The organism is Agromyces ramosus, from assembly GCF_030817175.1.
Lineage (GTDB): Bacteria > Actinomycetota > Actinomycetes > Actinomycetales > Microbacteriaceae > Agromyces > Agromyces ramosus_A.
The window spans coordinates 504,942-528,868 of sequence record NZ_JAUSYY010000001.1; the positions used below are offsets into that span (position 1 = coordinate 504,942).

The window sequence follows — 23,927 nt, forward strand, 5'->3', positions numbered from 1 at the left end:
ACGGATGCCTCGCGGCAACGCCCCGCTACTCGTCGTGCACGACGGGCTCGTAGCCCGCGCGCCGGAGCACTTCGACGACCTCGGTGCGATGCTCGGGGCCGCGGGTCTCGACCGAGAGCTGCAGTTCGACCTCGGAGATCTGCAGGCCCGAGCCGTGGCGCGTGTGGAGCACCTCGATGACGTTCGCGTTCGCCTCGGCGAGGAGCTCGGCGATGCGGGCGAGCTGCCCGGGTCGGTCGGGCAGCCCGATGCGCAGGGTCAGGTAGCGACCGGATGCCGAGAGCCCGTGTGCGATGACCCGTTGCATGAGCAGCGGGTCGATGTTGCCTCCCGAGAGCAGCGCGACGACCGGCCCGTCGCTGCGCACGGCGCCGGTCATGAGTGCGGCGACCGATACGGCCCCCGCCGGCTCGACGACGAGCTTCGCGCGCTCGAGCAGCACGAGCAGGGCGCGGGCGATGTCGTCTTCGGAGACGGTGACGACCTCGTCGACCGTCTCGCGGATGATCTCGAAGTTGAGCTCCCCGGGACGGTAGACGGCGATGCCGTCGGCGATGGTCGGCACGATCGGGACGTGCTGCGGCGCACCGGCCGCGAGTGAGGCGACGTAGGGCGCCGCGTTCTCGGCCTGCACGCCGATGACGCGGATGCTCCGGCCGAGCTCGGCGGCCCGCTGCTTCACGGCGCTCGCGATGCCGGCGGCCAGCCCGCCGCCGCCGATGGGCACGACGATGGTCGTGGCATCCGGAGCCTGCTCGAGGATCTCGAGGCCGAGCGTGCCCTGCCCCGCGATGACGTCGTGGTGGTCGAACGGCGGGATGAGCACGGCACCGGATGCCGCGGCGAACGCGGCCGCCGCCTCGAGCGTCTCGCCCATCGAGTCGCCGCGAAGCACGACCTCGGCGCCGTAGGCCTTGGTGGCCTCGAGCTTCGGCAGCGCGACGCCCACGGGCATGAAGATCGTCGCGCCGATGCCGAGCTCGCGAGCGGCGAACGCGACGCCCTGCGCGTGGTTGCCCGCGGACGCCGCGACGACGCCCCTCGCGCGCTCGTCGGCGCTCAGCGCGGACATGCGGTTGAACGCGCCGCGGAGCTTGTACGAGCCCGTGCGCTGCAGGTTCTCGCACTTGAGGTACACGGGCACGCCGAGCTCCCTCGCGAGGAATCGCGAGGATTCCATCGGCGTCTGCCGGGCGACCGTGCCGACGACGACGCGCGCGGCAGTGAACTCGGCAAGGCTCGGGCCTGCGATCGTCGCGCTCAACTCGTTCATTCTCCTCGTTGGTACCCGGGTCGCTGCGGCACGGTGCGCCAGAGCGGTGCGCGTGCGGCGATGGCCGGCGGCGGGGTCTCGTCTTTCCAGGCGCCGCTCGACACGTAGGCGATCATCACGTTGAGCACCGCGGCGACTGGCACGGCGAAGAGCGCTCCGGGGATGCCGGCCAGCAGCGAGCCGGTCGCGACGGCGACGACCACGCCGAGCGGATGCACCTTCACGGCGGTGCCCATGATGAGCGGTTGGAGCACGTGGCCCTCGACCTGCTGCACGAGCAGCACGATGCCGAGCATGATCAGCGCGATGACGGGCCCGTTGTAGACGAGCGCCACGAACACGGCGAGCGCGCCGGTGGCGACCGCACCGACGATGGGGATGAAGGAGCCGAGGAAGACGAGGATGGCGATCGGCACCGCGAGCGGCACGCCGAGGAAGAATGCGCCGAGCCCGATGCCGATGGCATCGATCGTCGCGACGAGGATCTGCACCTTCACGAAGTTCTGGAGCGTCGCCCAGCCGGCGACGCCGGCACCGTCGACCGCCGCGCGCGCACGACGGGGGAAGATGCCGACGATCCAGTTCCAGATGCCCCGACCGTCGATGAGGATGAAGAGCGTCGCGAAGAGGGCGAGCAGCATGCCCGCGAGGAAATGGCCGAGCGTCGAACCGAGCGAGAGCGCACCGGTCAGCAGCGCGCTGCCGTCTTCCTGCGCCGAGTTCACCACCTGGTCGACGAAGTCGTTCAGCTGCTGCTCGGTGATGTGGAACGGGCCCTCGAGCAGCCACTCCCGGAAGTCGTCCCACGCGACGAGCGACTGGGCGGCGAGCTCGTCGGAACCGCGGACGATCTGTGTGATGCCGAGGGTGAGCAGGCCGCCGACCGCGGCGAGCGCCGAGAGCATCGCGACGGTGACGGCCAGCCATTTCGGCCAGCGATGGCGTTGCAGGAAGCCGACGAACGGCACCAGCAGCGCGCCGATGAGCACGGCGACGAAGATCGGGATGACGATGAGCCGCAGCTGGATGATGAGGAACACGATGACGGCGAGCACGCCACCCACGAGCAGGAGTCGCCACGACCATGCTGCCGCGAGCCGCATGCCGAACGGGACGCTCGCCGTGACCTCGCGCTCGGCTTCGGCTGACCCGCCGACTGGCGGCTCGGCCGGCTGTGCCGGTTGCGCGGGCTCACCGGCCCGCTGCCGCGGCATCCTGCCCCGGTCTCTGGCCCGCCCCTTCGAGTCCGTCATCGCTCCAGTCTAGGCGGGACATATTGCCGCCAGGGCATGGGTTGACCGATGTCACCGGGGCCGCCCGGCCCGCATGTCGGTCGCTCCCGCTACCCTCGGAGACACCATGGTCGATGTCGTCAGTCCCGCCCTCGCTCGCCGCATCGCGCTCGCCGCGCAGGGGTTCGGTCGCCCGGTTTCCGAGACGGCGAGCACCCGTGCCGTCGGCGGGGTCGTCGATCGCCTCGGGTTGCTGCAGATCGACTCCGTCAACGTCTTCGAGCGCAGCCACTACCTCCCGGCCTTCAGCCGCGTCGGCGTCTACGACCGCGCCGCACTCGATCGCATCACGAGCGGCCGCCGCGGCCGCATGGTCGAGTACTGGGCGCACCAGGCCGCCTTCATCCCGCGCGAGCTGTGGCCGCTGTTCGAGTTCCGGCGCGAGGAGTTCCGACGCTCGGGCAGCGATTGGGGCGGCTGGGTCGCTGAGAACCGGCCGCTCGCCGACTGGCTGCGCGCCGAGCTCGCGGCCAACGGGCCGATGCGGGCCAGCGAGATCGAGCACGACGCCAATGAGCGTCGTGGTCCGTGGTGGGGCTGGTCCGACGTGAAGCGCACGCTCGAGATGATGTTCCGCACCGGCGACGTCGTGTGCGTCGAGCGTCGCCGGTTCGAGCGCGTCTACGCGCTGCCCGAGCAGGCGCTCGCGCCCGAGCTGCTCGGCCCGCCGCCGGCGGAGGCCGATGCCGTGCGTCAGCTCGTCGAGCTCGCGGCATCCGCGCAGGGCATCGCCACCGAGGCCGATCTCGCCGACTACTGGCGCATGAAGCGGGTGCCGGTGCGCGCCGCCATCGCCGAGCTCGAGGAGGCCGGCGTGCTCGTGCCCGTCGAGGTTCCCGGGTGGGCCACCGGCAGCCGCGCCACCCCCGCGTGGCTGCACCGCGACGCGAGGCGACCAAGGCGCATCGAGGCGGCCGCCGTGCTCTCGCCGTTCGACCCCGTCGTGTGGTTCCGCCCGCGCACCGAGCGCATGTTCGACTTCCACTACCGCATCGAGATCTACACGCCCGAGCCCGACCGCAAGTTCGGGTACTACTCCCTGCCCGTGCTCATCGACGACCGCGTCGTGGGCCGGGTCGACCTCAAGAGCGATCGCAAGGCGGGCGTGCTACGCGTGCAGTCGGCGTGGGCCGAGGTCGGCGCTCCGGCCGACACCGCGGCACGTCTCGTGCCCGTGCTGCGTCGCGCTGCGACTTGGCAGGGGCTCGACGACATCACGGTCATCGGGCGCGGCGATCTCTCCCCCGCCCTCGAAGCGGAGCTGCGCGCAGCGGCGTGACGCGGCGTCGCCGCGTGAGTCGGCGAGGGTACGGCGCAACCGCTAGAACGCCCCGCCGATCTGCTCGAGGCGCTTGACCCGCTCGGCGATCGGCGGGTGCGTCGCGAACAGCCGGTCGATGACCCCGGGCCTCAGCGGATCGGCGATCCAGAGGTGCGCCATCGACGAGTTCTGCCGTTTCATGGGCCGGCCGTAGGCCTCGAGCTTCAGGAGCGCTCGGGCGAGGGCGTCGGGATGCCGCGTGGTCATGGCCCCCGTGGCATCCGCGAGGTATTCACGCTGCCGGGAGACCGCGAGCTGCACGAGGCTCGCCACGAGCGGCGCGACGAGCATCGCGACGAGGCCGAAGACCATCACGATCGGATTGCCGTTGTTGTTGCCGCGGCCGAAGAACGCCATGCGCACGAGCATGTCGGAGATGAAGCCGACGGCGACGACGAGGCCGAACACGATCATCGACAGGCGGATGTCGTAGTTGCGCACATGGCCGAGTTCGTGGGCCATGACGCCCTCGAGCTCGGCGTCGTCCATGATCTCGAGCAGCCCGGTGGTCGCCGCGACGACCGCGTGCTCAGGGTCACGGCCGGTCGCGAAGGCGTTCGGTGCGGGGTCGGAGATGACGTACACCTTCGGCATCGGCGTGCCGGTGGTGATCGAGAGGTTCTCGACGGTGCGCCAGAGCCGGGGATGGTCGGCCTTGCTGCGCAGCTCAATCGCGCCCGACATCGAGAGCGCCTGCCGGTCGGCCGTGAAGTACTGGATGAGCGCGTAGCCGGTCGCCACGACGAGCGTCACCACGACGATCGTGACGTTGTCGTAGATCGCTGCCGCCAGCCATCCCAGCCCGCCGATGATGGCGAGGAAGAACAGGATGATGAAGACGGTGTTGCGCTTGTTCTTGGCGATCGCTCGGTACAACGCCGGGCCTTAGAACTGCACGCGCGGAGGCTCTGCGATGGCCGCAGGCTCCGTGACCTCGAAGAAGTCGCGCTCGTTGAAGCCGAGTCCGCGTACGAAGAGCGTGTTCGGGAACACCTTGATCTTCGTGTTGAGCTCGCGCACGCCGCCGTTGTAGAACCGGCGCGAGGCCTGGATCTTGTCTTCGGTGTCGACGAGCTCCGACTGCAGCTGCAGGAAGTTCTGGCTGGCCTGGAGCTGCGGGTACGCCTCGGCGACCGCGAAGATCGACTTCAGCGCCTGCTGCATGTGGTTCTCGGCGGCACCGGCCTCGACGGGGCCCTGCGCCTGCAGGGTCTCGGCGCGCGCACGCGTGACCGATTCGAAGACCGACCGCTCATGCGCGGCATAGCCCTTGACCGCCTCGATGAGGTTCGGGATGAGGTCGGCTCGCCGCTTCAGCTGCACCGTGATGTCGCTCCACGCCTCGTCGACGCGGACGTTCAGGGTGACGAGCGAGTTGTACGTGGCCCAGAGATAGATGCCGACGATCACCACGAGCGCGACGACGATGATGACGGGGATGAGCCATTCCATGGCACGGACTCCTCAGCGCTGTTCTGTGATGATCGACGGGCGATCTGACGATCTGATGCAGCATCCATCCTACCGACGGGCACCGCGCGGCCCCGGGCGTTCCCATGAGACTCGGAGGAACCCCGGGGCGGTCTTCGGGCGTAGGCTCGGCCTGTGGCGGATCGTTCCGAACCCCGACGGCGTGGCCGGCCGCGCGGCGCGAAGTCGGGCGACACGAAGGCGCGCATCCTCGATGCTGCGACGGCCGAGTTCAGCGAACATGGATACGAAGCCACCTCCATGCGCGCGATCGCGCGGCGAGCCGGCGTCGACCCGTCGCTCGTGCACCACTACTTCGACGACAAGCAGGGGCTCGTCGCCGAGGTCGTGTCGGTGCCGCTGCGCCCCGACCGCGTCGTGCAAGAGGCCCTCGAAGCGCCGATCGACGAGCTCGGCGAGCGGCTCGTGCGTGCGGTGCTCGGCGCCTGGGACTCCGGTCCGGTGCGGCCGGCGGCCATCGCCGCCCTGCGGTCGGCGGTCGGGCAGGGCCCGGTCGCGCGGATGCTCCGCGAGTTCCTTCGTCGCGAGATCATGCACCGCATCGCCTCGGCGCTCGGCCCCGCCGAGGACGCGGAGCTCCGGGCGGAACTCGCGGCATCCCAGCTCGTGGGGGTGATCATGGTGCGCTACGTCCTCGCATTCGAGCCGGTCGCCTCGATCGACGTCGAGGAGCTCGTGCGGCGGGTCGGGCCGGCGGTGCAGTGGCACCTCACCGGGCGTCCGGGAACGCTTGACACGGTCGCCTCGCAGGCGAACAATTCAACGCATGATGAATAAGTCGGATGCCGCGTCGGGCGCCGCATCAGGCGCCGCGGTCATCGTCGAGCAGCTGCACGTCAAGCGCGGCCGCGTCCCGGTGCTCGACGACCTCTCCCTCGCGGTCCCGCGAGGTCGCATCGTGGGCCTGCTCGGCCCGAGCGGCAGCGGCAAGACCACGCTCATGCGCGCCATCGTGGGCGTGCAGGTCGTGCAGTCGGGCACGATCGAGGTGCTCGGCGTCCCGGCCGGCACCCGCGCGCTCCGAAAGCGGGTCGGCTACGTCACGCAGCAGGCGAGCGTCTACGACGATCTCACCGTGCGCCAGAACCTCGCCTACTTCCGGCGAATCCTCGGCGCACCGGCATCCGACGTCGATCGCGTGATCGAGCGCACCGACCTCGGCTCCGTCGCCGCGCGGCTCGCCGGTTCGTTGTCGGGCGGGCAGCGCAGTCGGGTGTCGCTCGCGGCCGCCCTTCTCGGAACGCCCGAGGTGCTCGTGCTCGACGAGCCCACCGTCGGGCTCGACCCCGTGCTCCGCGTCGAGCTCTGGGGCCTCTTCCGCTCGCTCGCCGACGACGGCACCACGCTGCTCGTCTCGAGCCACGTCATGGACGAGGCGAAGCGCTGCGACCGGCTCCTGCTCATGCGCGACGGCGCGCTGCTCGCCGACGACACCGTGCGCGGCGTGCTCGAGGTCACCGGCACCGACGACGTCGAGCAGGCCTTCCTCCGGCTCATCGAACGCGGCGAGCCCGACCTGCGGCCGAGACTCGAGACGGAGGCGCCGCGATGACGCCCGGTCGCACCCTCGCCACCGCGGGCCGCGTGCTCACGCAGATCCGCCACGACCCGCGCACGGTCGCACTCCTGCTCGTCGTGCCGAGCCTGCTCATCGGCCTCATCGCGTGGATGTTCACCGACACCGACGTCTTCGCGAGCATCGGCCCCGCCATGCTGGCGCTCTTCCCCTTCATCGTGATGTTCCTCGTCACGAGCGTCGCGACCCTCCGCGAGCGCCGCCGCGGCACGCTCGAGCGGCTGCTCTCGATGCCCGTCGGCAAAGGTGACTTCATCCTCGGCTACGCCCTCGCGTTCGGACTGCTCGCGATCTTCCAGACCGCGATCGCCGTCTCGTTCGCCGTCTGGGTGTGCGGGCTCGAGATCGAGGGATCGATCTGGTTGCTCTTCGCCATCGCCGTCGCCGACGCCCTGCTCGGCACGTCGCTCGGCCTGCTCGCGAGCGCATTCGCCCGCACCGAGTTCCAGGTGGTGCAGTTCCTGCCGATCTTCGTGTTCCCGCAGATCCTGCTCGGCGGCATCTTCATCCCCCGCGACCAGCTGCCCGAGGGCCTCGAGGCCATCAGCGACTGGCTCCCGCTCACCTATGCCATCGACGCCCTCCAGGCCGTCGCCGACGACAACGAGTCGCTCGAGTGGATCCTCGCCAACCTCCTCGTGCTGGGAGCCTGGATCGCCGGATGCATCATCGTCGGGTCGATCACCCTGCGCCGCCGCACGGGGTGACGCGAGCCTCAGGCGCCGAGCACCCGATCGAGGTACGGGTTCGCGAAGCGGCGCTCGGGGTCGAGCTCGTCGCGCACCCGCTGGAAGTCGGCGAACCGCGGGTACACCGCGCTCAGGCTCTCGGCGGCCTGCGTGTGCATCTTGCCCCAGTGCGGGCGTCCGCCGTGCTCGCGCATGATCGCCTCGACCGCGCTGAAGTACTCGGTGGGGTCTTCACGGAAGTACCGGTGCACCGCAACGTAGCCGGTCTCGCGACCGTATGCGGTCGAAAGCCAGTTCTCGTCGGATGCCGCAGCACGAACCTCGAGCGGGAAGCTGATGCGCCATCCCCTCCGCTCGATCAGCGACCGTACGTCGCGGAACGCATCGGGCACCGCCGCGAGCGGCACGGCGTACTCCATCTCGCAGAACCGCACGGTGCGGTTGGTCGTGAACACCGCGGGCGAGAAGTCGGCGAAGTCGCGGTCGCCCGTGAGCTTGTCGACCTGCCGCGCGAAGAAAGGCGTCGTGCGGGGCGCGACGCGGCCGAGTGCGCAGACGCCGCGGTAGACGCCGTTCGCGAGCAGCTCGTCATCGACCCAACGCGGCACGCGCTTAAGCGGCCTGCGCGGGGCGTCTCCGGGCAGGCGCGTGTTCGTCTTCGTCAGCGCCGTGTCGGTGTGCGGAAACCAGTAGAACTCGAAGTGGTCGGCCGCGCGCACGCGCTGCTCCCACCCCTCGAGCACCTCCTCGAGCGGCTCGGGCTCTTCGACGGCGTGCAGCACGAATCGCCGCACGAGCTGCAGGGTCACCTCGACGAGCACGCCGAGGGCGCCGAGGCCGAGGCGAACGGCGGGCAACAGCTCGGATCGATCGGTCTCGCTCACGTGGATGAGCTCACCGGTGCCGGTCACGAGCTTCGCGGCGACGATCTGCGTCGCGAGCCCGCCGAAGCCGAGTCCGGTGCCGTGCGTGCCGGTCGACGTCGCGCCGGCGATCGTCTGCTTGTCGATGTCGCCCATGTTCGGCAGCGCGAGCCCGTACGGGGCGAGCAGCTGGGGCAGCTCGTGCAGGCGCGTGCCGGCGGCGAGCGTCACGCGGGCGGTCGCGACATCCGCGTCGATGAGACCCGTGAGATCGGTGAGGTCGAGCTGCACGCCCGGCGCGACGGCGATGCCCGTGAAACTGTGGCCCGACCCGACGGGCTTGATGCGCAGGCCGGATGCCGCAGCAGACGCCACGGCCCGCTGCACCGCTCCGGCCGTGGCCGGCCGCTCGACCCGGAGCGGTCGCACCGACTCCGTTCGGGCCCAGTTTCGCCACGTGCCGCCGCTCGCCGTCACAGGAAGGCCTTGCCGGCGCCGCGATACGTGGGCACCGTGTCGACGACCTCGCCACCGTCGACGATCGCGAACTCGTTGAGATGCTCGGCGAGCTCCCCCGATTTCGTGTGCCGGAACCACACGCGATCGCCCACGGCGAGAAGCCGGGCGTTGCGCCCGGTCACGGGCGTCTGCACCTCGCCCGCCATCTCGCGCGGCTCCATGCTGAGCCCCTCGGGCCACACCAGCCGCGGCTGACGGTCGTCGCCGGGCGGGCCCGACGCGATCCACCCGCCGCCGAGGATCGTCGCGTGGGCGGCGCTCGGCCGCCGCACGACGTCGAGGGCGAAGGCGGCGGCCGGCGCCGGCGTGAAGTGGGCGTAGCCGTCGAAGAGGTGCCCGCCGAGGATACCCGAGCCAGCGGCGATCTCGGTCACCGACGGGTCGGCCGAGGTGAGCTCGAGCGAGCCGGTGCCGCCACCGTTGACGAACTCGAGCTCGGCGTGCTCACGCACCGCCGCGACGGCGCGTGCGCGCCGCTCGACGAGCTCGGGCATCGAGCGGGACTGCATCCACCGGTTGAGCGCGCCGTCGATCGGCCGGCCCGCCGGCCGGTTCACGACCCCCGCGATCTGCGCCTCATACGACATCATGCCGACGAGCTCGAATCCGGGACGGGCGACGATGTACGCGGCGAGGGCGCCTGCGTCGGCCGGGTCGTGCACGGGCGAGCGGCGCACCCCGAGGTGGCCGAGCACCGGGGCATCCCACGACGCATCGAGCTCGAGGCACACGCGGATCGTCTCCCGCCTGCCGGGCGGGAGCACCGAGTCGACGAGGTCGAGCTGGCCCGGCGAGTCGACCATCAGCGTGACGCGGCTCGCGAGGTCGGAGTCGCCGGCGAGGCGACGGATGCTCCCACGCTCGGCCGTGGGATACCCGACCACGATGTCGTCGATCGTGTCGGCGAGCCAGAGCGCCTCGGCGAGCGTGTAGGCGAGCACGCCGTGGTAGCCGGGAAGACGGAGAAGCGCCTCGGTGACCTCCCGCACGCGCACGGACTTCGAGGCGACCCGGATGGGCGTTCCGTTCGCGCGCTGCTGCATGTCGAGCGCGTTGTGGCGGAGTGCCCCGAGGTGCAGCGCCCCGACCGGGGCATCGAGGTGGGCGGTCGCGGCGGTGAGCTCGGGCCAGTACCGGTCGGGCGTGCGCCAGCTCGGGGCATCCGCCCCGGTGCCGCTCATCCGGAGGTCGAGCGGCATCAGCGCACGCTCCGCACCCGGGCGACGGCGAACGCGCCCGCGAACGCGAACACGGCCGCGAGCACGAAGACCAGCACGAAGGAGCCGGTCGCGACGACCGCCGCCGCGCCGATCAGCGGGCCGACCGCCTGCGGGACCGCGGAGGCGATGTTCATGATGCCGAGGTCTTTGCCGCGCGTCGCCGCATCGGGCAGCACCTGCGTCGCGAGGGCCTGGTCGACCGAGAGGAAGCAGCCGTAGCCGAGGCCGAGCAGTCCCGCCGCGACCATCGCGACGGTCAGGTCGGGGAAGATCGCGAGGAGCAGCGCTGCGACACCCTGAAGACCCGATGCCACGAAGACGAACACCTTGCGGCGCCCGAGCCGGTCGGAGAGCTTGCCGAGGAAGAGCGACGCGATGATCACGAACACCATGTAGATGAGCGTCAGCACGATGAGGTCGGCTTCGGCATTCTCGTCGCCGAGGCCGAACATGAGGAAGTAGAGCAGCAGGCTCGTGCCGAGCGCATTGCCGACCGAGACGAGCACGCGGCTGAGCAGCGTCCAGCCGAAGTCGGGGTGCTTGCGCGGGCTGATCCAGAAGCTCGAGAGCATGCCCTTCGCGCTCACGCGCGTGCGCTCGGCCGCGGCGAGCGGCTGGTCGTGACGGGTGAGGAACGGCACGGCGAGCACCAGCAGCACCGCGGCGAGCAGGATGTACCCGAGCGACGCGTCAGTCACGAGCTCGGTCACGAGAATGAGCCCCACGATGATGCCGACCGCCTGCGGCGCCGACATCCAACCCGAGACGAAGCCCCGCTGGTTCACCGGCACCTGGTCGGAGATCGTCGCCGTGAGCGCGGCGGTGAGGATGCAGAACCCGACGGATGCCGCGATCCACGCCGCGCCGATCGCCCAGATCTCCGTCTGGAAGCCGAGCACCACGAGCGCAAGGGCGAACACGACGGCACCGACGACGATCCACGGTCGACGCCGCCCGAACCGCGAGGTCGTGCGGTCGGAGAGCGCACCCGTGAGCGGGTACGCGACGATCGTGGCGATCGCCGCGACGCCCGAGATGGTGCCGAACGCGACGACGCTGTCGACCCAGTTCTCGGGGTGGAGCACCGCATCGATCTGTGCGGGGAGCAGCAGCTGCACGGGGGTGAGCTGCGCCATCCAGATGCCGAACCAGATCGTCGCGAACGAGGCGATCCAGCCGCCGGAGACACGGCGGACCGGCTCGGCGAGTGCGGCGAGCGGTGCGGACGTGGGGGGCGCGAGGTCGGGGTCGAGGCTCGTCATCGGGGGTCGGCCATTCTCGAGAGGGCATCGGCGGCCGCGTGTGCGACCGCCCGGGCGGCGTCGTCGTCGCGATCGACGAGCCAGGTGAGGGTGAGTCCGTCGGTGAAGGCGATGAGCACGCGGGCCACTCGCTCGACGGGGGTGCGCCAGACCATCCCGGCCTGCTCGGCGGCGAGTGCGAGCGAGTGGGCGGCGAGCTCGGTGTAGCGCGCGTACTGGGCGATCGCGAGCGGATGCCGCTCGGGCGAGCGAAGCGCGTACTGCGTGAGCTCGAGCATCGCCTGCTCGTGCTGCGGATCGGCGCGCAGGTGCTCGAAATAGCGGAGCAGTCCCGCCTCGAGGAGCTCGTGGAGGTCGCGCCCCTCGACGACCTCGGGGAGCACCGCTTGCGTCTCGCGCGCGACAACCGTCGTGATGAGCTCGTCGATGAGCTCGTCACGCGAATCGAACGCGTAGTGGAAGCTCGCGAGCGACATGCCGGCCTCGGCCACGATGGCCCGCGTCGTGGCCTGTGCGATGCCGCGTTCCGCGACGACGCGGAGTGCGGCCTCGACGAGCGCCGCTCGCCGCTCGGGCGCCGGGATGCGTGCCACCGTGCTCCTCCCGACGCCTTCGCCGACCGAAGTGGGACGATCGTCCCAGTCGCATCAGTATGCACGAAAACCGTTACGCTCGCAGCATGCGCCTCGGAGTCCTCGACGTCGGTTCCAACACGGTGCACCTGCTCGTGGTCGACGCCCACCCCGGCGCCCGCCCCATCCCGACAGCCTCGCACAAGTCGGTGCTGCGGCTCATGCGCTATGTCGAGGCCGACGGCGCCATCTCCTCCGACGGCGTCGCCGCGATCCTCGACGCGGTCTCCGGCGCGGCGTCCGCCGCACGCGAGGCGGGCATCGACGAGCTCCTCGCGTTCGCCACCTCAGCCATCCGCGAGGCCGCCAACGGCGAGGCGGTGCTCACCCGCGTCGCCGACGAGACGGGCGTCGAACTGCAGGTGCTCTCGGGCGACGACGAGGCCCGCCTCACCTTCCTCGCGGTGCGTCGCTGGTACGGCTGGTCGGCCGGGCGCATGCTGCTCTTCGACATCGGCGGCGGCTCGCTCGAGATCGCCCAGGGTGTCGACGAAGTCCCCGATGTCGCACAGTCGGTGCCGCTCGGCGCCGGGCGCTCGACCATCGCATTCCTGCCCGACGATCCGCCATCCACCGACCAGGTCGCGAACCTGCGCGGACACGCTCGAAGGGTGCTCGCCGACGCGGTCGCGCCGTTCCGCGACCTGCCCTCGCCCGACCACGTCGTCGGTTCGTCGAAGACGATCCGCTCACTCGCGAAGCTCGCCGGCACGGTGGAAGACGGCGTCGGGTCATCCGAGCGCATGGTGCTCACGCGCCGCGAACTCGACGACTGGACGCCCCGCCTCGCCAAGATTCCCGCCGACGCACGCCCGGCGCTGCCCGGCATCACGGCCGACCGCACGTTCCAGATCGTCGCGGGCGCCGTGGTGCTCTCCGAGGCCATGCGCGCCTTCGACGTCGACGAGCTCGAGGTGTCGCCGTGGGCCCTGCGCGAGGGACTCATCCTGCGGCGGCTCGACCGCCTCGGCTGAGGAGATCCGCGCTGCGGGTGCTCCCGCTGGGACTCGAACCCAGACTGAGGCGATTTTAAGTCGCCTGCCTCTGCCGATTGGGCTACGGGAGCGCGGCGCCGAGTGCAGCGGCGCCGCGTCCCAGACTACTTCGCGGCGACGCGCTCGGCTTCGGCCCTCGCGCCCGGCGCGGCCTTCGACTTGGCGGGCGGTGCGACATCCTTCGATGCGGCTCCGCTCGTGATGGCGGGCTTGGGCGCCGCCTCGGCCGGGGGCTTCGGCCGTGCGGCGAACTGCTCGAACTGGGCGCGGGGCTGCTGCACCGCGGCGAGCGAGACGATGTCGCGGCCGAGCCAGAAGTTGTTCCACCAGCCCCAGAACACGCGGAACTTGCGCTCCCAGCTGGGCATTGCGAGGCCGTGGTAGCCGCGGTGCGCGAACCAGGCGATGAGGCCCGTCAGCGCAATGCGGCCCGACTGGAAGACACCCGAACCGATGCCGAGGCCCGCGACGGCGCCGAGGTTCTTGTGGAAGTACTCCTTGGGCTCCTCACCGCGGAGCACCGCGACGATGTTCTTCGCGAGGAGCTTGCCCTGACGCACCGCGTGCTGTGCGTTCGGCACGCAGTAGCCGCCCACACCGCCGCCCGTGAGATCGGGCACCGCAGCGATGTCGCCGGCCGCCCAGGCGTCGGCCACCCAATCGTCTTCATCGCCGACGCGGAGGTCGGCACGCGTCAGAATCCGGCCGCGCTCTTCGACCGGGAGGTCGCTCGAACGCACGATCGCCGGGTTCGCCATGACACCGGCGGTCCACACGATGAGGTCGGACTCGAAGCTCTCGCCCGTCGACAGCTCGATGACGCCGTCGACCGCGCTCGTGAGCTGCGTGTCGAGGTGGATCTCGGCACCGCGCTGCGCGAGGTGCTTGATGACCCAGTGGCTCGTCTGCAACGACACCTCGGGCATGATGCGGCCCATGGCCTCGATGAGGTGGAAGTGCGTCTCGTCGAAGGTGAGCTGCGGGTAGTACTCGAGCAGGGCGCTCGCGAAAGAGCGGAGCTCGGCGAACACCTCGATGCCCGCGAACCCGCCGCCGACGACGACGAACGTCAGCAGTCGCTCACGCTCGGGACCGGGCGGGAGGTTCGACGCCTTGTCGAAGTTGGTGAGCACGCGGTCGCGGATGGCGACGGCCTCCTCGATCGACTTGAGGCCGATCGCGTTGTCGGCGATGCCCGGGATCGGGAAGGTGCGGGAGACGGCGCCGCCGGTGACCACGACGACGTCGTACTCGAACTCCCACGGCTCACCGAGCTCGGGCGTGATCGTCGCGGTCTTCGCGGCGTGATCGATGCGCGTGACCTTCGCGGTGATGACGTTCGTCTTCTTCAGGTGCCGGCGCTGCGACACGACCGAGTGGCGCGGCTCGATGGAGCCGGCTGCGACCTCGGGAAGGAACGGCTGGTACGTCATGTACGGCAGCGGGTCGACGACAGTGACCTCAGCCTCGCCGGAGCGCAGCCACTTCTCGAGCTTCCACGCCGTGTAGAACCCCGCATAGCCACCGCCGACGATGAGAATCTTGGGCACGGTGAATGGACTCCTCAGGTTTGGTACGTGCGGTCTGGTGCCTGCGATCACTGCTCGCGAGTGCGGACAGTCCGCCTGGTATGCCGAGTGGCGCCGATGCCCAACAGCGCTGCTAGCGTACCAAACCCTGCGACGAGCGAGAGCGGCACCGTAATGTACGCGAGCGTCCACTGCGTCGGCAACAGGGTCTGGGCGCCATCGGATCTCGGCAGCGGCGGGTCGGCGATCGGCACGACGACGGGCGTCTCGGTCGATGGGTCTTCTTCCGCTGCATCCGCTCGCCGATGCAGGGTGATCCACGCGGCCAGCCCGTCGACGAGGGTGTCGGGGTCGATCTCGGGGACCTCTGCGGTGAGCGCCGCCACCGGGTCGATGAGCCCGTTGCCATAGAGCGGGCTCGGCACCTCGTGGCCGTTCGGATCGGCCGTGCGGATGACGCGCTCGATCACGTTCGCGGCGTCGAGGTCGGGGTACTCCGAGCGCACGAGCGCGACGAGCCCCGACACCAGCGGCGCGGCGCCGCTCGTGCCGCTCCACACGTAGGTCTTGCCGTCGGGCTGGACGCCCACGAGGTCTTCGCTGGGGGCCGCCACGCCGATCGTGATGCCCTGCGAGCTCGCGTCGAAGCTCGCGTTCTTCTCCTTGTCGACGCCGGCCACGGTCAGCACGCCCGGGATCGTGGCCGGCGCGCCGACCTCCGTCGTCCCGCCGGCGCGGTTGCCCGCCGCCGCGACGACCACGACGTCGTGCTCGAACGCGTACATGAACGCGTCGTCCCAGCTCTCGGGCCAGTCGCGTGTGTTGCGCGTCAGCGACATGTTGATGACGTCGGCGCCGTTGTCGACGGCCCACACCACGGCCTCGGCGATCTGGTCGTCGTTCGACTTCTCGACCCCGAGGTCTTCGCCGAATGCGACCGACACCGTGAGCAGGTCGGCCTCGGGCGCGACGCCGATGACGCCGTTGCCGTCGCCGGTTCCGCGTCCGGCGAGCAGGGACGCGACCATCGTGCCGTGCGTGTCGTCTTCACCGACCGGTGTCTGGCCGTCGGGCGTGCCGACGCCCGAGACATCCGTGCCGCCGATCACGACGCCCGCCAGCTCGGCGACGGCGCCGTTGACTCCCGTGTCGATGATCGCCACGGTCACGCCTTCGCCTCGCGAGGTGTTCCACGCCGTGGTGAAGCCGTAGTCGCCGAGCCAGTACTCGTAGTCGCGCACGATGTCGGCGCTTGCCGGTGCGGCTCCGGCGAGCGCGACGAAGCTCGCCGCGACGACCGCCGCGGCGGCCTTCGCGACCGTCGCGAGCGGGCGTCGGGCGGAGCGGGTCATGCGGACGGCACCTCGTCGTCGACGCCGTAGTCGGGGCACCTGCACACCGAGGGCGACCAGGTCGAGCGCTGGAGCGCGATGTCGCCGATCGGGTTCTCGCCCGGACCGGCCGCGAGCGCATGCGCGGCGAGCGCATGCAAGCACTTCACGCGGGTCGGCATGCCGCCTGCGGAGATGCCGGCGAGCTCGGGGACCACGGCGATCGACTCGCGGTCGGCGAGGTAGTCGCGGTGCGCGCGCTCATACGACGCCGCGGTCTCGGGGTCGTCGGCCAGCAGCTCGGTGCACTCCACCATCAGCTGCGCCGCCTCGAGGAACGACATCGCCGCCGTCGCCACCGGGTGCGACAGGTAGTAGAACGTGGGGAACGGCGTTCCGTCGGACAGGCGCGGCGCGGTGGCCACCACGGTGGGCGCGCCGCACACGCAGCGGGCCGGGATTCCCACCACGTCGCGGGCCGGGCGACCGAGCTGCGCCGAGACGATGCGGATGTCCCGCTCGGTCACCGGCTCGAACGGCGGGCGGCTCATTCGGCACCCCCGGTGGCCGGCGCACCGGCGGGATCGGTCGGCGCCGTCGCCTCGGGCGCCAGACCCGCGGTCATCACGGAGTCGAGCAGGGTGCGCATCCAGTCGCCCTTCGATTCGGTCACCTCGGCGGAGACCTCGGTGGTGGCATCGGCCTTCGCCGCCGCGGTGCGGTCGTCGATGACGAGGTAGCTGACCTCGCCCGGCATCACGTAATAGAGGCGCTCGCGCGCCTGGGTCACGATGAACGTCTCGTCATTCCAGCGTTCACGCTCGTCGCGGAGGCGCTGCACCTCCTCCTCCTGCGTGGAGACGGCGGCGCGGAGCTCCGCGATCTGCTGTCGTTGCTGCGCGAACGCCGCGATCGTCGGTGCGAGCACGATCACGGCGAGTACGAGCACCCCCATCATGATGAGCGAGAAACCTGAGAATCGGATGCCGCTGAGCCAGCCCGACCGCACGGCCGCCGCCTTGCCCGTGCTCGCCGCCTTCGCCGTCGCCTTCGCGTTCGCGCGTGAGGCTCGTGCGGATGTCGCGGAACTCGCCTTCGCGTCGGCGCCCCTGCCCGTGGCGGACTTCGCCGTGCCGGCCTTCGCCCGGGCGGCGGATGGGTTTGCGGGGCGCCGTGGCGCCCGGCCGGGGCGTGCGGGATCGTCGCGCATGCGCCCCTCCTCACCGACCCGGAAAGCCGCGACGGGGGCGGCCACTCGGCCGCCCCCCGTCGCTGCGTCGAACTTCGTCTACGCCGTGTAGCGGGGGAACGCCGTGCGGCCGGCGTACACCGCGGCCTCACCGAGTTCTTCTTCGATCCTCAGAAGCTGATTGTACTTGGCGACTCGCTCGCTCCTCGCGGGCGCGCCCGTCTTGATCTGGCCGCAGTTGGTCGCGACGGCGAGGTCGGCGATCGTCGTGTCTTCGGTCTCGCCGGAGCGGTGCGACATGACGGCGGTGTAGCCGGAGCGCTGCGCGAGGGAGACCGCGTCGAGCGTCTCGGTGAGGGTGCCGATCTGGTTGACCTTCACGAGGATCGAGTTGCCCGCGTGCTTCGCGATGCCGTCGGCGAGGCGCTTCGGGTTGGTGACGAACAGGTCGTCGCCGACGAGCTGGAGCTTGGTGCCGAGCTCGGCGGTGAGCGCCGCCCAGCCTTCCCAGTCGTCTTCGGCCAGCGGGTCCTCGATGGAGATGAGGGGGTATGCGTCGGCGAGCTCGGCGTAGTACGCGTTCATCTGCGCCGAGGTGCGGTCCTGGCCCTCGAAGCGGTAGACGCCGTTCTCGAAGAACTCGGTCGCCGCGACATCCAGGCCGAGCGCGATGTCGGTGCCGAGGGTGAAGCCGGCCTTGCCGATCGCCTCGGCGATGAAGTCGAGCGCGGCGCGGTTCGTCGCGAAGTCGGGGGCGAAGCCGCCCTCGTCGCCGAGACCGGTCGACAGGCCATTCGACTTCAGCAGGCTCTTCAGTGCGTGGTAGGTCTCGACGCCCCAGCGAAGGCCCTCGGAGTACGTGGACGCGCCGATCGGCAGGACCATGAACTCCTGGATGTCGACGCCCGTGTCGGCGTGCGCACCACCGTTGATGATGTTCATCATCGGCACCGGCAGCACGTGGGCGTTCGGGCCGCCGAGGTAGCGGAACAGCGGAAGGTCGGCGGCGTCGGCGGCGGCCTTCGCGGTGGCGAGGCTCACGCCGAGGATGGCGTTCGCGCCGAGGCGGCTCTTGTTCTCGGTACCGTCGGCCTCGATGAGGGCGGCATCGACGAGGCGCTGGTCTGCGGCATCCAGGTCTTCGATGGCTGGGCCGAGCTCGTCGAGCACGGCGTCGACGGCCTTCTGCACACCCTTGCCGAGGTAGCGGTCGTTATCGCCGTCGCGCAGCTCGTACGCCTCGAACGCACCGGTGGACGCGCCGGAGGGCACAGCCGCACGGGCGAGGGTGCCGTCGTCGAGGAGCACCTCGACCTCGACGGTCGGGTTGCCGCGAGAATCCAGGATCTCGCGGGCGCCTACAGCTTCGATGAATGCCACAGTGGACTCCTCTGTGATGGGGGTATGTGCGTCGGACGACTCCGTCGTGATCCGCCAGCCAGTCTAGTGAGGCGATCGAGCACGTGACATTCGCCGACGGATGCCCCGAGCCTCGCGCCCAGCGGCGCCCCACTTCCGCGGGTGGGCGATGTTGGCGAGGCAGTCGGGTGAATTCCCGCCAGAATCGCCCACTCGGCGACCATGATCGCGACATCCGAGTGGGCCTGTGGAAAAACGACGGCGTCGTAGTCGCGTACCGGTCACGATGTGCGCATGCTCGAGCGCCGTCCTCACGACCCAATCCCGCGCGGTGCGGCGATCCGCACGAGCGAGCACGAGGTGTTCGGCACGACGCGGGCGAGGCTGCGGGCCCGCGCGGTGCAGCATCCGTTCACAGGGGTGAGTTCGCTGGGACTGGATGTCGACTCGATCATCGATCTCTGCCGCGCGTACGAGCCGCTGCTCCGGCCCGGTGAGGCGTTCAGCCACTCGACCGCGGCGTTGCTGTTCGGGGCACCGCTTCCGGCGAGGCAGGGGTCGATGCGACCGCTCCACATCCTGAGCCCCGGCGTGACCCGTTCGAGGACGCAAGGCACGGTCGGCCATCGTTCCGCCACCGGCTTCCCCGTCGTGCTGCGCTTCGGCCTCCCGGTGGTTGCGCCTGCTGCCACGTGGATCCACCTCGCTGCCGAACTCAGCCGAGAAGACCTGACCGCAGTCGGCGACTTCCTCGTGACCGGTGTCCGCTACGGGCGTGCCTGCGGGGTGCCGCTCGCCACACCGCACGAGCTCGGCTTCGCGCTCGAACGGAGTGCCGGATGTCGCGGAGCGCGCGGCGCCCGATGGTCGCTGGACCGCGTCCGCGTCGGCCCGGCATCGCGAACGGAGACGCTCCTCCGATTGCTCATCATCGCCGCCGGACTCCCCGAGCCCGCGATCGGTCCAGCGGTTCCGGTCGCCGGCGGTTCCCTCATGCTGCATCCCGATCTCGCCTACCCCGACCTCCGCATCGCGATCGAGTACGAGGGCGACGGTCACCGGGACGCGGGACGGTGGGAGCGGGACATCGAGCGACGTGAGCTGTTCGAGGATGCCGGATGGCGTGTCATCAGGGTGACTCGATACGCGCTGTTCGACCAGCCGGAAACGCTCCTCACTCGCATCCGTCGCGCTCGGGCCGCGCGCTCGACCACATGAGTGGGCGAAGTTGGCGGGGCTCGATGGAGTCACTCCGCCACTTCGCCCGCTCACGAAACGGGGGCAGCGCGCCGGTGGGCGGCGGCGCGCGGGCCGCGGTGGCGCGAGCTACCCGGCGAGGTCGCGGAACGCGAGCGACGAGGCATCCGTCGTCTCGGTCGTCACGTTCGCGAAGGCGTCGAAGCCGTCGGCGGTCACACGATCGAGCAGGGCGCGCACGTTCTTGACGCGGCGCTCGAAGCGCACGCGGGTTCCGGATGCCACGAGCTCGTGCTTCAGGCCGAGCAGCGTCGACGGGGGGACCTCGGCGTCGTACACGAGCACGACCGCCCGCGGGCGCCCCTCGTCGCGCACCGCGAGGAGGTCGACGATGCGCTCGAATCCGATCGAGAAGCCGCACGCCGGCACCTCCTGGCCGAGGAAGCGCCCGATCATGTGGTCGTAGCGGCCGCCGCCGCCGAGCGAGTAGCCGAAGTCGGGGTGGGCGATCTCGAAGATCGTGCCCGTGTAGTAGCCCATGCCGCGAACGAGCGTGGGGTCGAACTCGATGGCGGCGTCGGGCAGCGCCGAACGCAGCGCGAGCAGGTCGGCATACGCCTCCCGATCGAGCCACGCGGGCGGCGGCGCGATGCCATCGTGCAGGTGCCAGTCGGCCGCGGTGAGCGCTTCGAGCTCGGCCGCGACATCCGAGTCGGCCGGCACGATGCCGAGCTCGCGGAGCTCGGCCGCCACTCCCCCGGCGCCGAGCTTGTCGAGCTTGTCGATCGTGATGAGCGCACGCTCGCGCAGCTCGTCGGGCACGCCCCACGACCCGAGGATGCCGGCGAGGATGCGCCGGTCGTTGAGCCGGATGGTGCAGCCGCCGAGTCCGAGGGCGTCGAGGGTCGCGACGGTCGCGGTGAGCAGCTCAAGCTCGGCGAGCTGGCCCGCCTCGCCGATGATGTCGATGTCGCACTGCACGAACTGGCGGTAACGGCCCTTCTGCGGGCGCTCGGCCCGCCACACCGGCGCGATCTGGATCGAGCGGAACACCGGGGGCAGCGCGGCGCGGTGGGTCGCGTAGAACCGGGCGAGCGGCACGGTGAGGTCGTAGCGCAGGCCGAGGTCGGCGAGCGAGAGGGCGTCACCGGACGCCGCGGCCTCGGCGAGGTCGGCGGGCGTCAGGCCGCGCTTCATCACCGCGAACGCGAGCTTCTCGTTGTCGCCGCCGAGGCCCGCGTGCAGGCGCGCCGAGTCCTCCATGACGGGCGTCTCGATCTCGTCGAAGCCGTGCGCCGCGTAGACGCCGCGGATCACGCCGAGCGCGTGCTCGCGTCGGGCCTTCTCGGCGGGCAGGAAGTCGCGCATGCCGCGCGGAGGGGTGACGGATGCGGCCATGCCGACCATTCTTCCAGCACCGGGACCGCGGTCGCGGTCGCCGGGCCCGCAGCAGTGCCGCTGGGTCGTGCCGGGTCAGAGCTGGATGCCGCGCGCGGCCGCCGCACGCTGGAGCGCCTGGGATTCGTCGATGCCGACGGCGAGGTAGACGTGGAGCCCGTCGGCGTCGTCGCGCACGAGGTACTCGTAGTCGGTCTTCACGATGAGCTCGTCGTTCGCGTCGAGGTAGCTCCAGCGCACGCGCACCGTGCTGATGCGGTCGGTGAGGGCGCTCGCAGCGCGGATCTCGGGCACCGCCGACTCGAGCCCGAGGCGACGGTAGACCGGATACGACGACGAGAGCCCGGCGGCCATGTCGGCGCGGCTCTCGAGCGCGCCCGCGAAGTCGTCGGTGACGACCATGCCGGGCAGGCCCCACAGCCGTGCGGTCGCCTCGGCGTCGAAGTCGCGGAGCGCCGCGGCGTACGCGTCGAAGAACTCGGCGAGCCGTTCCTCCTCGATGCCCACGGCAGCCTCCTCCATCCGTTTGTCCCGACGGTACGCCGACGCACGCCGGGGCGCGACCCCTTCGGCGCGGTGACGTTGCGGCGGCATCAGTCGCCGGCGCCCACCGCGTCGCGCTCGGTGGCGCGCACCTCGTCTTCGAGTCCGCGCACCGCGGAGCGGAGGGCCCGTTCGGCGTCGAGTCCCTGCGAGCGAGCGGATGCCACGAGCGCGAGCAGCACGCGTCCGAGCTCGTCTTCCGTGGCCGGCGAGCCCGGCACCGAGGCATCCGGCATGGGGGCATCCGTCACCGAGGCATCCGTCACCCCCACCTTCTCGGCCTTGCCGAGCACCTTCTGCGCGAGCGCGAGGGCGGGCATGCCGCGCGGGATGCCATCGAGCACGCTCGTGCGATGCGGCTTCTCGCTCGCCTTGAGGTCGTCCCAGAAGGCGACGACGTCGGCGGCCGTCTCCGCCTCGCGATCGCCGAAGACATGCGGATGCCGCGACACCATCTTCGCCGTCATGTGCCGGGCGACATCGTCGATGTCGAAGTCCTCGCCGGGGGTGTGCGCGGCGAGGTCGGCGTGGAAGAGCACCTGGTAGAGCACGTCGCCGAGCTCCTCGATCATCTCTTCGCGGTTGCCGGACTCGATCGCGTCGATGAGCTCCCAGCTCTCCTCGACGAGGTACTGCACGAGGCTCTCGTGGGTCTGGTCGGCGTCCCACGGGCATCCGCCCGGCGCCCGGAGCCGCGCGACCATTGCGACCAGTTCGGTGAGGCCCTCATGCGTGTGCGTCTCGACGTCGCCCATGCCGCCAGCCTACGTCGGCTCGGGCACGACGCGGCTGAGACCCGGCGCAATCACGCGGAGCCGGGGCCACCGATAGGATTCCCTGAGGAGCGCCGGGAAGTCTGGTCGGCCGACGGGGAAACCCGTCGTCGTCATTCGTCCGACGTCGCTTGCAGCCAGGCTGCCGCAGCGCACGCGACTTCCGAACAGGAGTCCCATGAACTTCCTCCGCTCCGAACGCTGGTCGGCCACGTTCCTCCTCATCGCCGCCGTGCTCGGCCTCGCCGTCGCGAACCTCCCCTTCGGCGCGTCGCTCCTCGACTTCAAGAACGAGCACCTCGACCTGCCGTGGCTCGGGATCGATCTCTCGGCGGGTCATTGGGTCAGCGACGGCCTGCTCGCGATCTTCTTCTTCATCGTCGCCGTCGAGCTGAAGCGCGAACTCGTGATCGGCGAGCTCAACAGCGTCTCGAAGGCGATGCTGCCGGCCATCGCGGCGGTCGGCGGCGTCGTGGTGCCGGCACTGATCTTCCTCGCGTTCACCTCGGGCACGCCCACCATCGACGGCTGGCCCATCCCCACCGCGACCGACATCGCCTTCGCCCTCGGCGTGCTGGCCGTCTTCGGCCGGTGGATCCCCACCCGCGTGCGCGTGTTCCTCCTCGCGCTCGCAGTGCTCGACGACCTCGTCGCGATCCTCATCATCGCGTTCTTCTTCACGAACGACGCCGACCTCGCCGCCCTCGGATTCGCGGGGGTGGCCATCGCGCTGTTCGGCGCGGTCAGTCGGCTCTTGAAGCCGCGTTCCGGATGGATACTCGCGCGTCGCCCGCAGTGGCCCGTCATCATCGTGCTGGTCGTGCTCGGCGTGCTCGCGTGGTACTTCGTGTACCAGTCGGGCGTGCACGCCACCATCGCCGGCGTCGCGCTCGGCCTCGTGATGGCGAGGCGGCCGGGCGGCCGGGCGGTGCACGTGCTCGAACCCTATTCCAACGGCATCATCCTGCCGCTCTTCGCCTTCACCGCGGCGATGGTCGTCGTCCCCCAGGTGCGGCCGAGCGAGCTCGACCCGGCGTTCTGGGGCATCCTCGTCGGGCTGCCGGTCGGCAAGATCGCCGGCATCCTCCTTGCCGGGTGGCTCGGTGCCGTCGTCGCGCGACGCCGCTCCGCCACGCACCTCACCAGCGGCGACCTCCTCATCGTCGGCGCGCTCGGCGGCATCGGGTTCACGGTGTCGCTCCTCATGAACGAGCTCGCCTTCGCCGGGCTTCCCGATGTGGTCGACGTGGGCACCCTCGCCGTGCTCCTCGGCTCGGGCATCGCGATCGTGCTCTCGGCGATTCTCGTGAGCCTGCGGTCCCGGTGGTACCAGCGCCACGGCGGTCACCCGGGCACCGGTGGGGCGTTCAGTCGGTGAACGAGGCCGACGCCCTGCTGCGCACCATCAACGCCGACCTCGAGCGGATGTCGGGCGCGGAGTTCCTCGGCGAGTGGGGTCACCTGAAGCGGTAGGA

General features: G+C 70.7%; 23 protein-coding genes and 1 tRNA gene. 7 read left to right on the forward strand and 17 right to left on the reverse strand.

Annotated features, from left to right (window positions below):
- Positions 1-25: 25 nt before the first annotated feature.
- Both ilvA and QFZ26_RS02410 read right to left on the reverse strand, forming a co-directional pair.
- Entirely contained in the window at positions 26-1,273 is a 1,248-nt protein-coding gene (gene ilvA, locus QFZ26_RS02405; protein WP_307038906.1) for a threonine ammonia-lyase, read from the reverse strand.
- Entirely contained in the window at positions 1,270-2,526 is a 1,257-nt protein-coding gene (locus tag QFZ26_RS02410) for an AI-2E family transporter (protein WP_307038908.1), read from the reverse strand. Before QFZ26_RS02410 ends, ilvA begins: the two co-directional genes overlap by 4 nt.
- Before the next feature lie 106 nt (positions 2,527-2,632).
- Here QFZ26_RS02410 and QFZ26_RS02415 point away from each other — a divergent pair, with 106 nt between their 5' ends.
- Positions 2,633-3,844: a winged helix-turn-helix domain-containing protein gene (locus QFZ26_RS02415; RefSeq protein ID WP_307038909.1), complete on the forward strand. Its 1,212-nt coding sequence runs from the start codon at positions 2,633-2,635 to the stop codon at positions 3,842-3,844.
- 42 nt (positions 3,845-3,886) lie between these two features.
- Here the strand turns inward: QFZ26_RS02415 and QFZ26_RS02420 are convergent, their stop codons facing one another.
- Together QFZ26_RS02420 and QFZ26_RS02425 are read right to left on the reverse strand one after the other, a co-directional pair.
- Positions 3,887-4,762, reverse strand: coding sequence for a M48 family metalloprotease (locus QFZ26_RS02420; protein ID WP_307038910.1), 876 nt, complete (start codon positions 4,760-4,762; stop codon positions 3,887-3,889).
- 9 nt (positions 4,763-4,771) lie between these two features.
- Positions 4,772-5,338 (reverse strand): LemA family protein, encoded by a 567-nt coding sequence (locus QFZ26_RS02425; protein ID WP_307038911.1) that lies wholly within the window; start codon positions 5,336-5,338, stop codon positions 4,772-4,774.
- Positions 5,339-5,491: 153 nt separating this feature from the next.
- On the opposite strand from QFZ26_RS02425, the gene QFZ26_RS02430 reads away from it, so the two are divergent.
- Genes QFZ26_RS02430 through QFZ26_RS02440 form a run of 3 tightly spaced genes read left to right on the forward strand, consistent with a single transcriptional unit; the run spans position 5,492 to position 7,660 of the window.
- Entirely contained in the window at positions 5,492-6,154 is a 663-nt protein-coding gene (locus QFZ26_RS02430) for a TetR/AcrR family transcriptional regulator (protein ID WP_307038912.1), read from the forward strand.
- The gene (locus tag QFZ26_RS02435) at positions 6,144-6,929 is read left to right on the forward strand and encodes an ABC transporter ATP-binding protein (protein ID WP_373460669.1); all 786 of its coding nucleotides are present in this window, start codon (positions 6,144-6,146) and stop codon (positions 6,927-6,929) included. The genes QFZ26_RS02430 and QFZ26_RS02435 overlap by 11 nt, the downstream gene beginning before the upstream one ends.
- Positions 6,926-7,660 carry an ABC transporter permease gene (locus QFZ26_RS02440; protein ID WP_307038914.1) on the forward strand — a complete coding sequence of 245 codons (735 nt, stop codon included), beginning with the start codon at positions 6,926-6,928 and terminating at the stop codon, positions 7,658-7,660. The genes QFZ26_RS02435 and QFZ26_RS02440 overlap by 4 nt, the downstream gene beginning before the upstream one ends.
- Before the next feature lie 8 nt (positions 7,661-7,668).
- Here the strand turns inward: QFZ26_RS02440 and QFZ26_RS02445 are convergent, their stop codons facing one another.
- Genes QFZ26_RS02445 through QFZ26_RS02460 form a run of 4 tightly spaced genes read right to left on the reverse strand, consistent with a single transcriptional unit; the run spans position 7,669 to position 12,099 of the window.
- Positions 7,669-8,982 (reverse strand): D-arabinono-1,4-lactone oxidase, encoded by a 1,314-nt coding sequence (locus tag QFZ26_RS02445; protein WP_307038916.1) that lies wholly within the window; start codon positions 8,980-8,982, stop codon positions 7,669-7,671.
- Positions 8,979-10,223, reverse strand: a complete 1,245-nt coding sequence (locus QFZ26_RS02450; RefSeq protein ID WP_307038918.1) for an alanine racemase — start codon at positions 10,221-10,223, stop codon at positions 8,979-8,981. The genes QFZ26_RS02445 and QFZ26_RS02450 overlap by 4 nt, the downstream gene beginning before the upstream one ends.
- A complete protein-coding gene (locus QFZ26_RS02455; RefSeq protein ID WP_307038919.1) occupies positions 10,223-11,506 on the reverse strand; it encodes an MFS transporter in 1,284 nt (427 codons plus the stop codon). Before QFZ26_RS02455 ends, QFZ26_RS02450 begins: the two co-directional genes overlap by 1 nt.
- Positions 11,503-12,099, reverse strand: a complete 597-nt coding sequence (locus tag QFZ26_RS02460; RefSeq protein ID WP_307038921.1) for a TetR/AcrR family transcriptional regulator — start codon at positions 12,097-12,099, stop codon at positions 11,503-11,505. The genes QFZ26_RS02455 and QFZ26_RS02460 overlap by 4 nt, the downstream gene beginning before the upstream one ends.
- An 86-nt stretch (positions 12,100-12,185) precedes the next feature.
- On the opposite strand from QFZ26_RS02460, the gene QFZ26_RS02465 reads away from it, so the two are divergent.
- Positions 12,186-13,112, forward strand: coding sequence for a Ppx/GppA phosphatase family protein (locus QFZ26_RS02465; RefSeq protein ID WP_307038923.1), 927 nt, complete (start codon positions 12,186-12,188; stop codon positions 13,110-13,112).
- A gap of 18 nt (positions 13,113-13,130) precedes the next feature.
- Here QFZ26_RS02465 and QFZ26_RS02470 read toward each other — a convergent pair.
- The 6 genes from QFZ26_RS02470 to eno all read right to left on the reverse strand — a co-directional run bounded on the left by QFZ26_RS02470 (position 13,131) and on the right by eno (position 18,562).
- Positions 13,131-13,204 (reverse strand) — tRNA-Leu (locus tag QFZ26_RS02470).
- 33 nt (positions 13,205-13,237) lie between these two features.
- Positions 13,238-14,683 (reverse strand): NAD(P)/FAD-dependent oxidoreductase, encoded by a 1,446-nt coding sequence (locus QFZ26_RS02475; RefSeq protein ID WP_307038925.1) that lies wholly within the window; start codon positions 14,681-14,683, stop codon positions 13,238-13,240.
- Positions 14,684-14,730: 47 nt separating this feature from the next.
- The gene (locus QFZ26_RS02480) at positions 14,731-16,014 is read right to left on the reverse strand and encodes a S8 family serine peptidase (protein WP_307038927.1); all 1,284 of its coding nucleotides are present in this window, start codon (positions 16,012-16,014) and stop codon (positions 14,731-14,733) included.
- Positions 16,011-16,544 (reverse strand): DUF501 domain-containing protein, encoded by a 534-nt coding sequence (locus QFZ26_RS02485; RefSeq protein WP_307038929.1) that lies wholly within the window; start codon positions 16,542-16,544, stop codon positions 16,011-16,013. Before QFZ26_RS02485 ends, QFZ26_RS02480 begins: the two co-directional genes overlap by 4 nt.
- Positions 16,541-17,203 (reverse strand): FtsB family cell division protein, encoded by a 663-nt coding sequence (locus tag QFZ26_RS02490; protein WP_307038931.1) that lies wholly within the window; start codon positions 17,201-17,203, stop codon positions 16,541-16,543. The genes QFZ26_RS02485 and QFZ26_RS02490 overlap by 4 nt, the downstream gene beginning before the upstream one ends.
- Positions 17,204-17,281: 78 nt before the next feature.
- Entirely contained in the window at positions 17,282-18,562 is a 1,281-nt protein-coding gene (gene eno, locus QFZ26_RS02495) for a phosphopyruvate hydratase (RefSeq protein ID WP_307038933.1), read from the reverse strand.
- Between the two features lie 273 nt (positions 18,563-18,835).
- Between eno and QFZ26_RS02500 the strand changes: the two genes are divergently transcribed.
- Entirely contained in the window at positions 18,836-19,759 is a 924-nt protein-coding gene (locus QFZ26_RS02500; RefSeq protein WP_307038935.1) for an endonuclease domain-containing protein, read from the forward strand.
- A gap of 108 nt (positions 19,760-19,867) precedes the next feature.
- On the opposite strand, the gene hisS is transcribed toward QFZ26_RS02500, so the two are convergent.
- From hisS to QFZ26_RS02515, 3 genes are all read right to left on the reverse strand, one after another.
- Positions 19,868-21,136 carry a histidine--tRNA ligase gene (hisS, locus tag QFZ26_RS02505; protein ID WP_307038937.1) on the reverse strand — a complete coding sequence of 423 codons (1,269 nt, stop codon included), beginning with the start codon at positions 21,134-21,136 and terminating at the stop codon, positions 19,868-19,870.
- A 75-nt stretch (positions 21,137-21,211) separates the two neighbouring features.
- Positions 21,212-21,643, reverse strand: a complete 432-nt coding sequence (locus tag QFZ26_RS02510) for a DUF6841 family protein (RefSeq protein ID WP_307038939.1) — start codon at positions 21,641-21,643, stop codon at positions 21,212-21,214.
- An 86-nt stretch (positions 21,644-21,729) separates the two neighbouring features.
- Positions 21,730-22,434: a MazG family protein gene (locus QFZ26_RS02515; protein WP_307038941.1), complete on the reverse strand. Its 705-nt coding sequence runs from the start codon at positions 22,432-22,434 to the stop codon at positions 21,730-21,732.
- A 196-nt stretch (positions 22,435-22,630) separates the two neighbouring features.
- Here QFZ26_RS02515 and nhaA point away from each other — a divergent pair, with 196 nt between their 5' ends.
- On the forward strand, positions 22,631-23,830 hold the full coding sequence (gene nhaA, locus QFZ26_RS02520) for a Na+/H+ antiporter NhaA (RefSeq protein ID WP_307038943.1): 1,200 nt from the start codon (positions 22,631-22,633) through the stop codon (positions 23,828-23,830).
- Positions 23,831-23,927 lie beyond the last annotated feature (97 nt).

Coding starts and splice junctions, on each gene's coding strand:
- ilvA (WP_307038906.1), bottom strand. CDS start 1,273: ATGAACGAGTTGAGCGCGACGATCGCAGGCCCGAGCCTTGCCGAGTTC.
- QFZ26_RS02410 (WP_307038908.1), bottom strand. CDS start 2,526: ATGACGGACTCGAAGGGGCGGGCCAGAGACCGGGGCAGGATGCCGCGG.
- QFZ26_RS02415 (WP_307038909.1), top strand. CDS start 2,633: ATGGTCGATGTCGTCAGTCCCGCCCTCGCTCGCCGCATCGCGCTCGCC.
- QFZ26_RS02425 (WP_307038911.1), bottom strand. CDS start 5,338: ATGGAATGGCTCATCCCCGTCATCATCGTCGTCGCGCTCGTGGTGATC.
- QFZ26_RS02435 (WP_373460669.1), top strand. CDS start 6,144: ATGATGAATAAGTCGGATGCCGCGTCGGGCGCCGCATCAGGCGCCGCG.
- QFZ26_RS02440 (WP_307038914.1), top strand. CDS start 6,926: ATGACGCCCGGTCGCACCCTCGCCACCGCGGGCCGCGTGCTCACGCAG.
- QFZ26_RS02450 (WP_307038918.1), bottom strand. CDS start 10,223: ATGCCGCTCGACCTCCGGATGAGCGGCACCGGGGCGGATGCCCCGAGC.
- QFZ26_RS02455 (WP_307038919.1), bottom strand. CDS start 11,506: ATGACGAGCCTCGACCCCGACCTCGCGCCCCCCACGTCCGCACCGCTC.
- QFZ26_RS02465 (WP_307038923.1), top strand. CDS start 12,186: ATGCGCCTCGGAGTCCTCGACGTCGGTTCCAACACGGTGCACCTGCTC.
- QFZ26_RS02480 (WP_307038927.1), bottom strand. CDS start 16,014: ATGACCCGCTCCGCCCGACGCCCGCTCGCGACGGTCGCGAAGGCCGCC.
- QFZ26_RS02485 (WP_307038929.1), bottom strand. CDS start 16,544: ATGAGCCGCCCGCCGTTCGAGCCGGTGACCGAGCGGGACATCCGCATC.
- QFZ26_RS02490 (WP_307038931.1), bottom strand. CDS start 17,203: ATGCGCGACGATCCCGCACGCCCCGGCCGGGCGCCACGGCGCCCCGCA.
- QFZ26_RS02500 (WP_307038935.1), top strand. CDS start 18,836: ATGCTCGAGCGCCGTCCTCACGACCCAATCCCGCGCGGTGCGGCGATC.
- hisS (WP_307038937.1), bottom strand. CDS start 21,136: ATGGCCGCATCCGTCACCCCTCCGCGCGGCATGCGCGACTTCCTGCCC.
- QFZ26_RS02515 (WP_307038941.1), bottom strand. CDS start 22,434: ATGGGCGACGTCGAGACGCACACGCATGAGGGCCTCACCGAACTGGTC.
- nhaA (WP_307038943.1), top strand. CDS start 22,631: ATGAACTTCCTCCGCTCCGAACGCTGGTCGGCCACGTTCCTCCTCATC.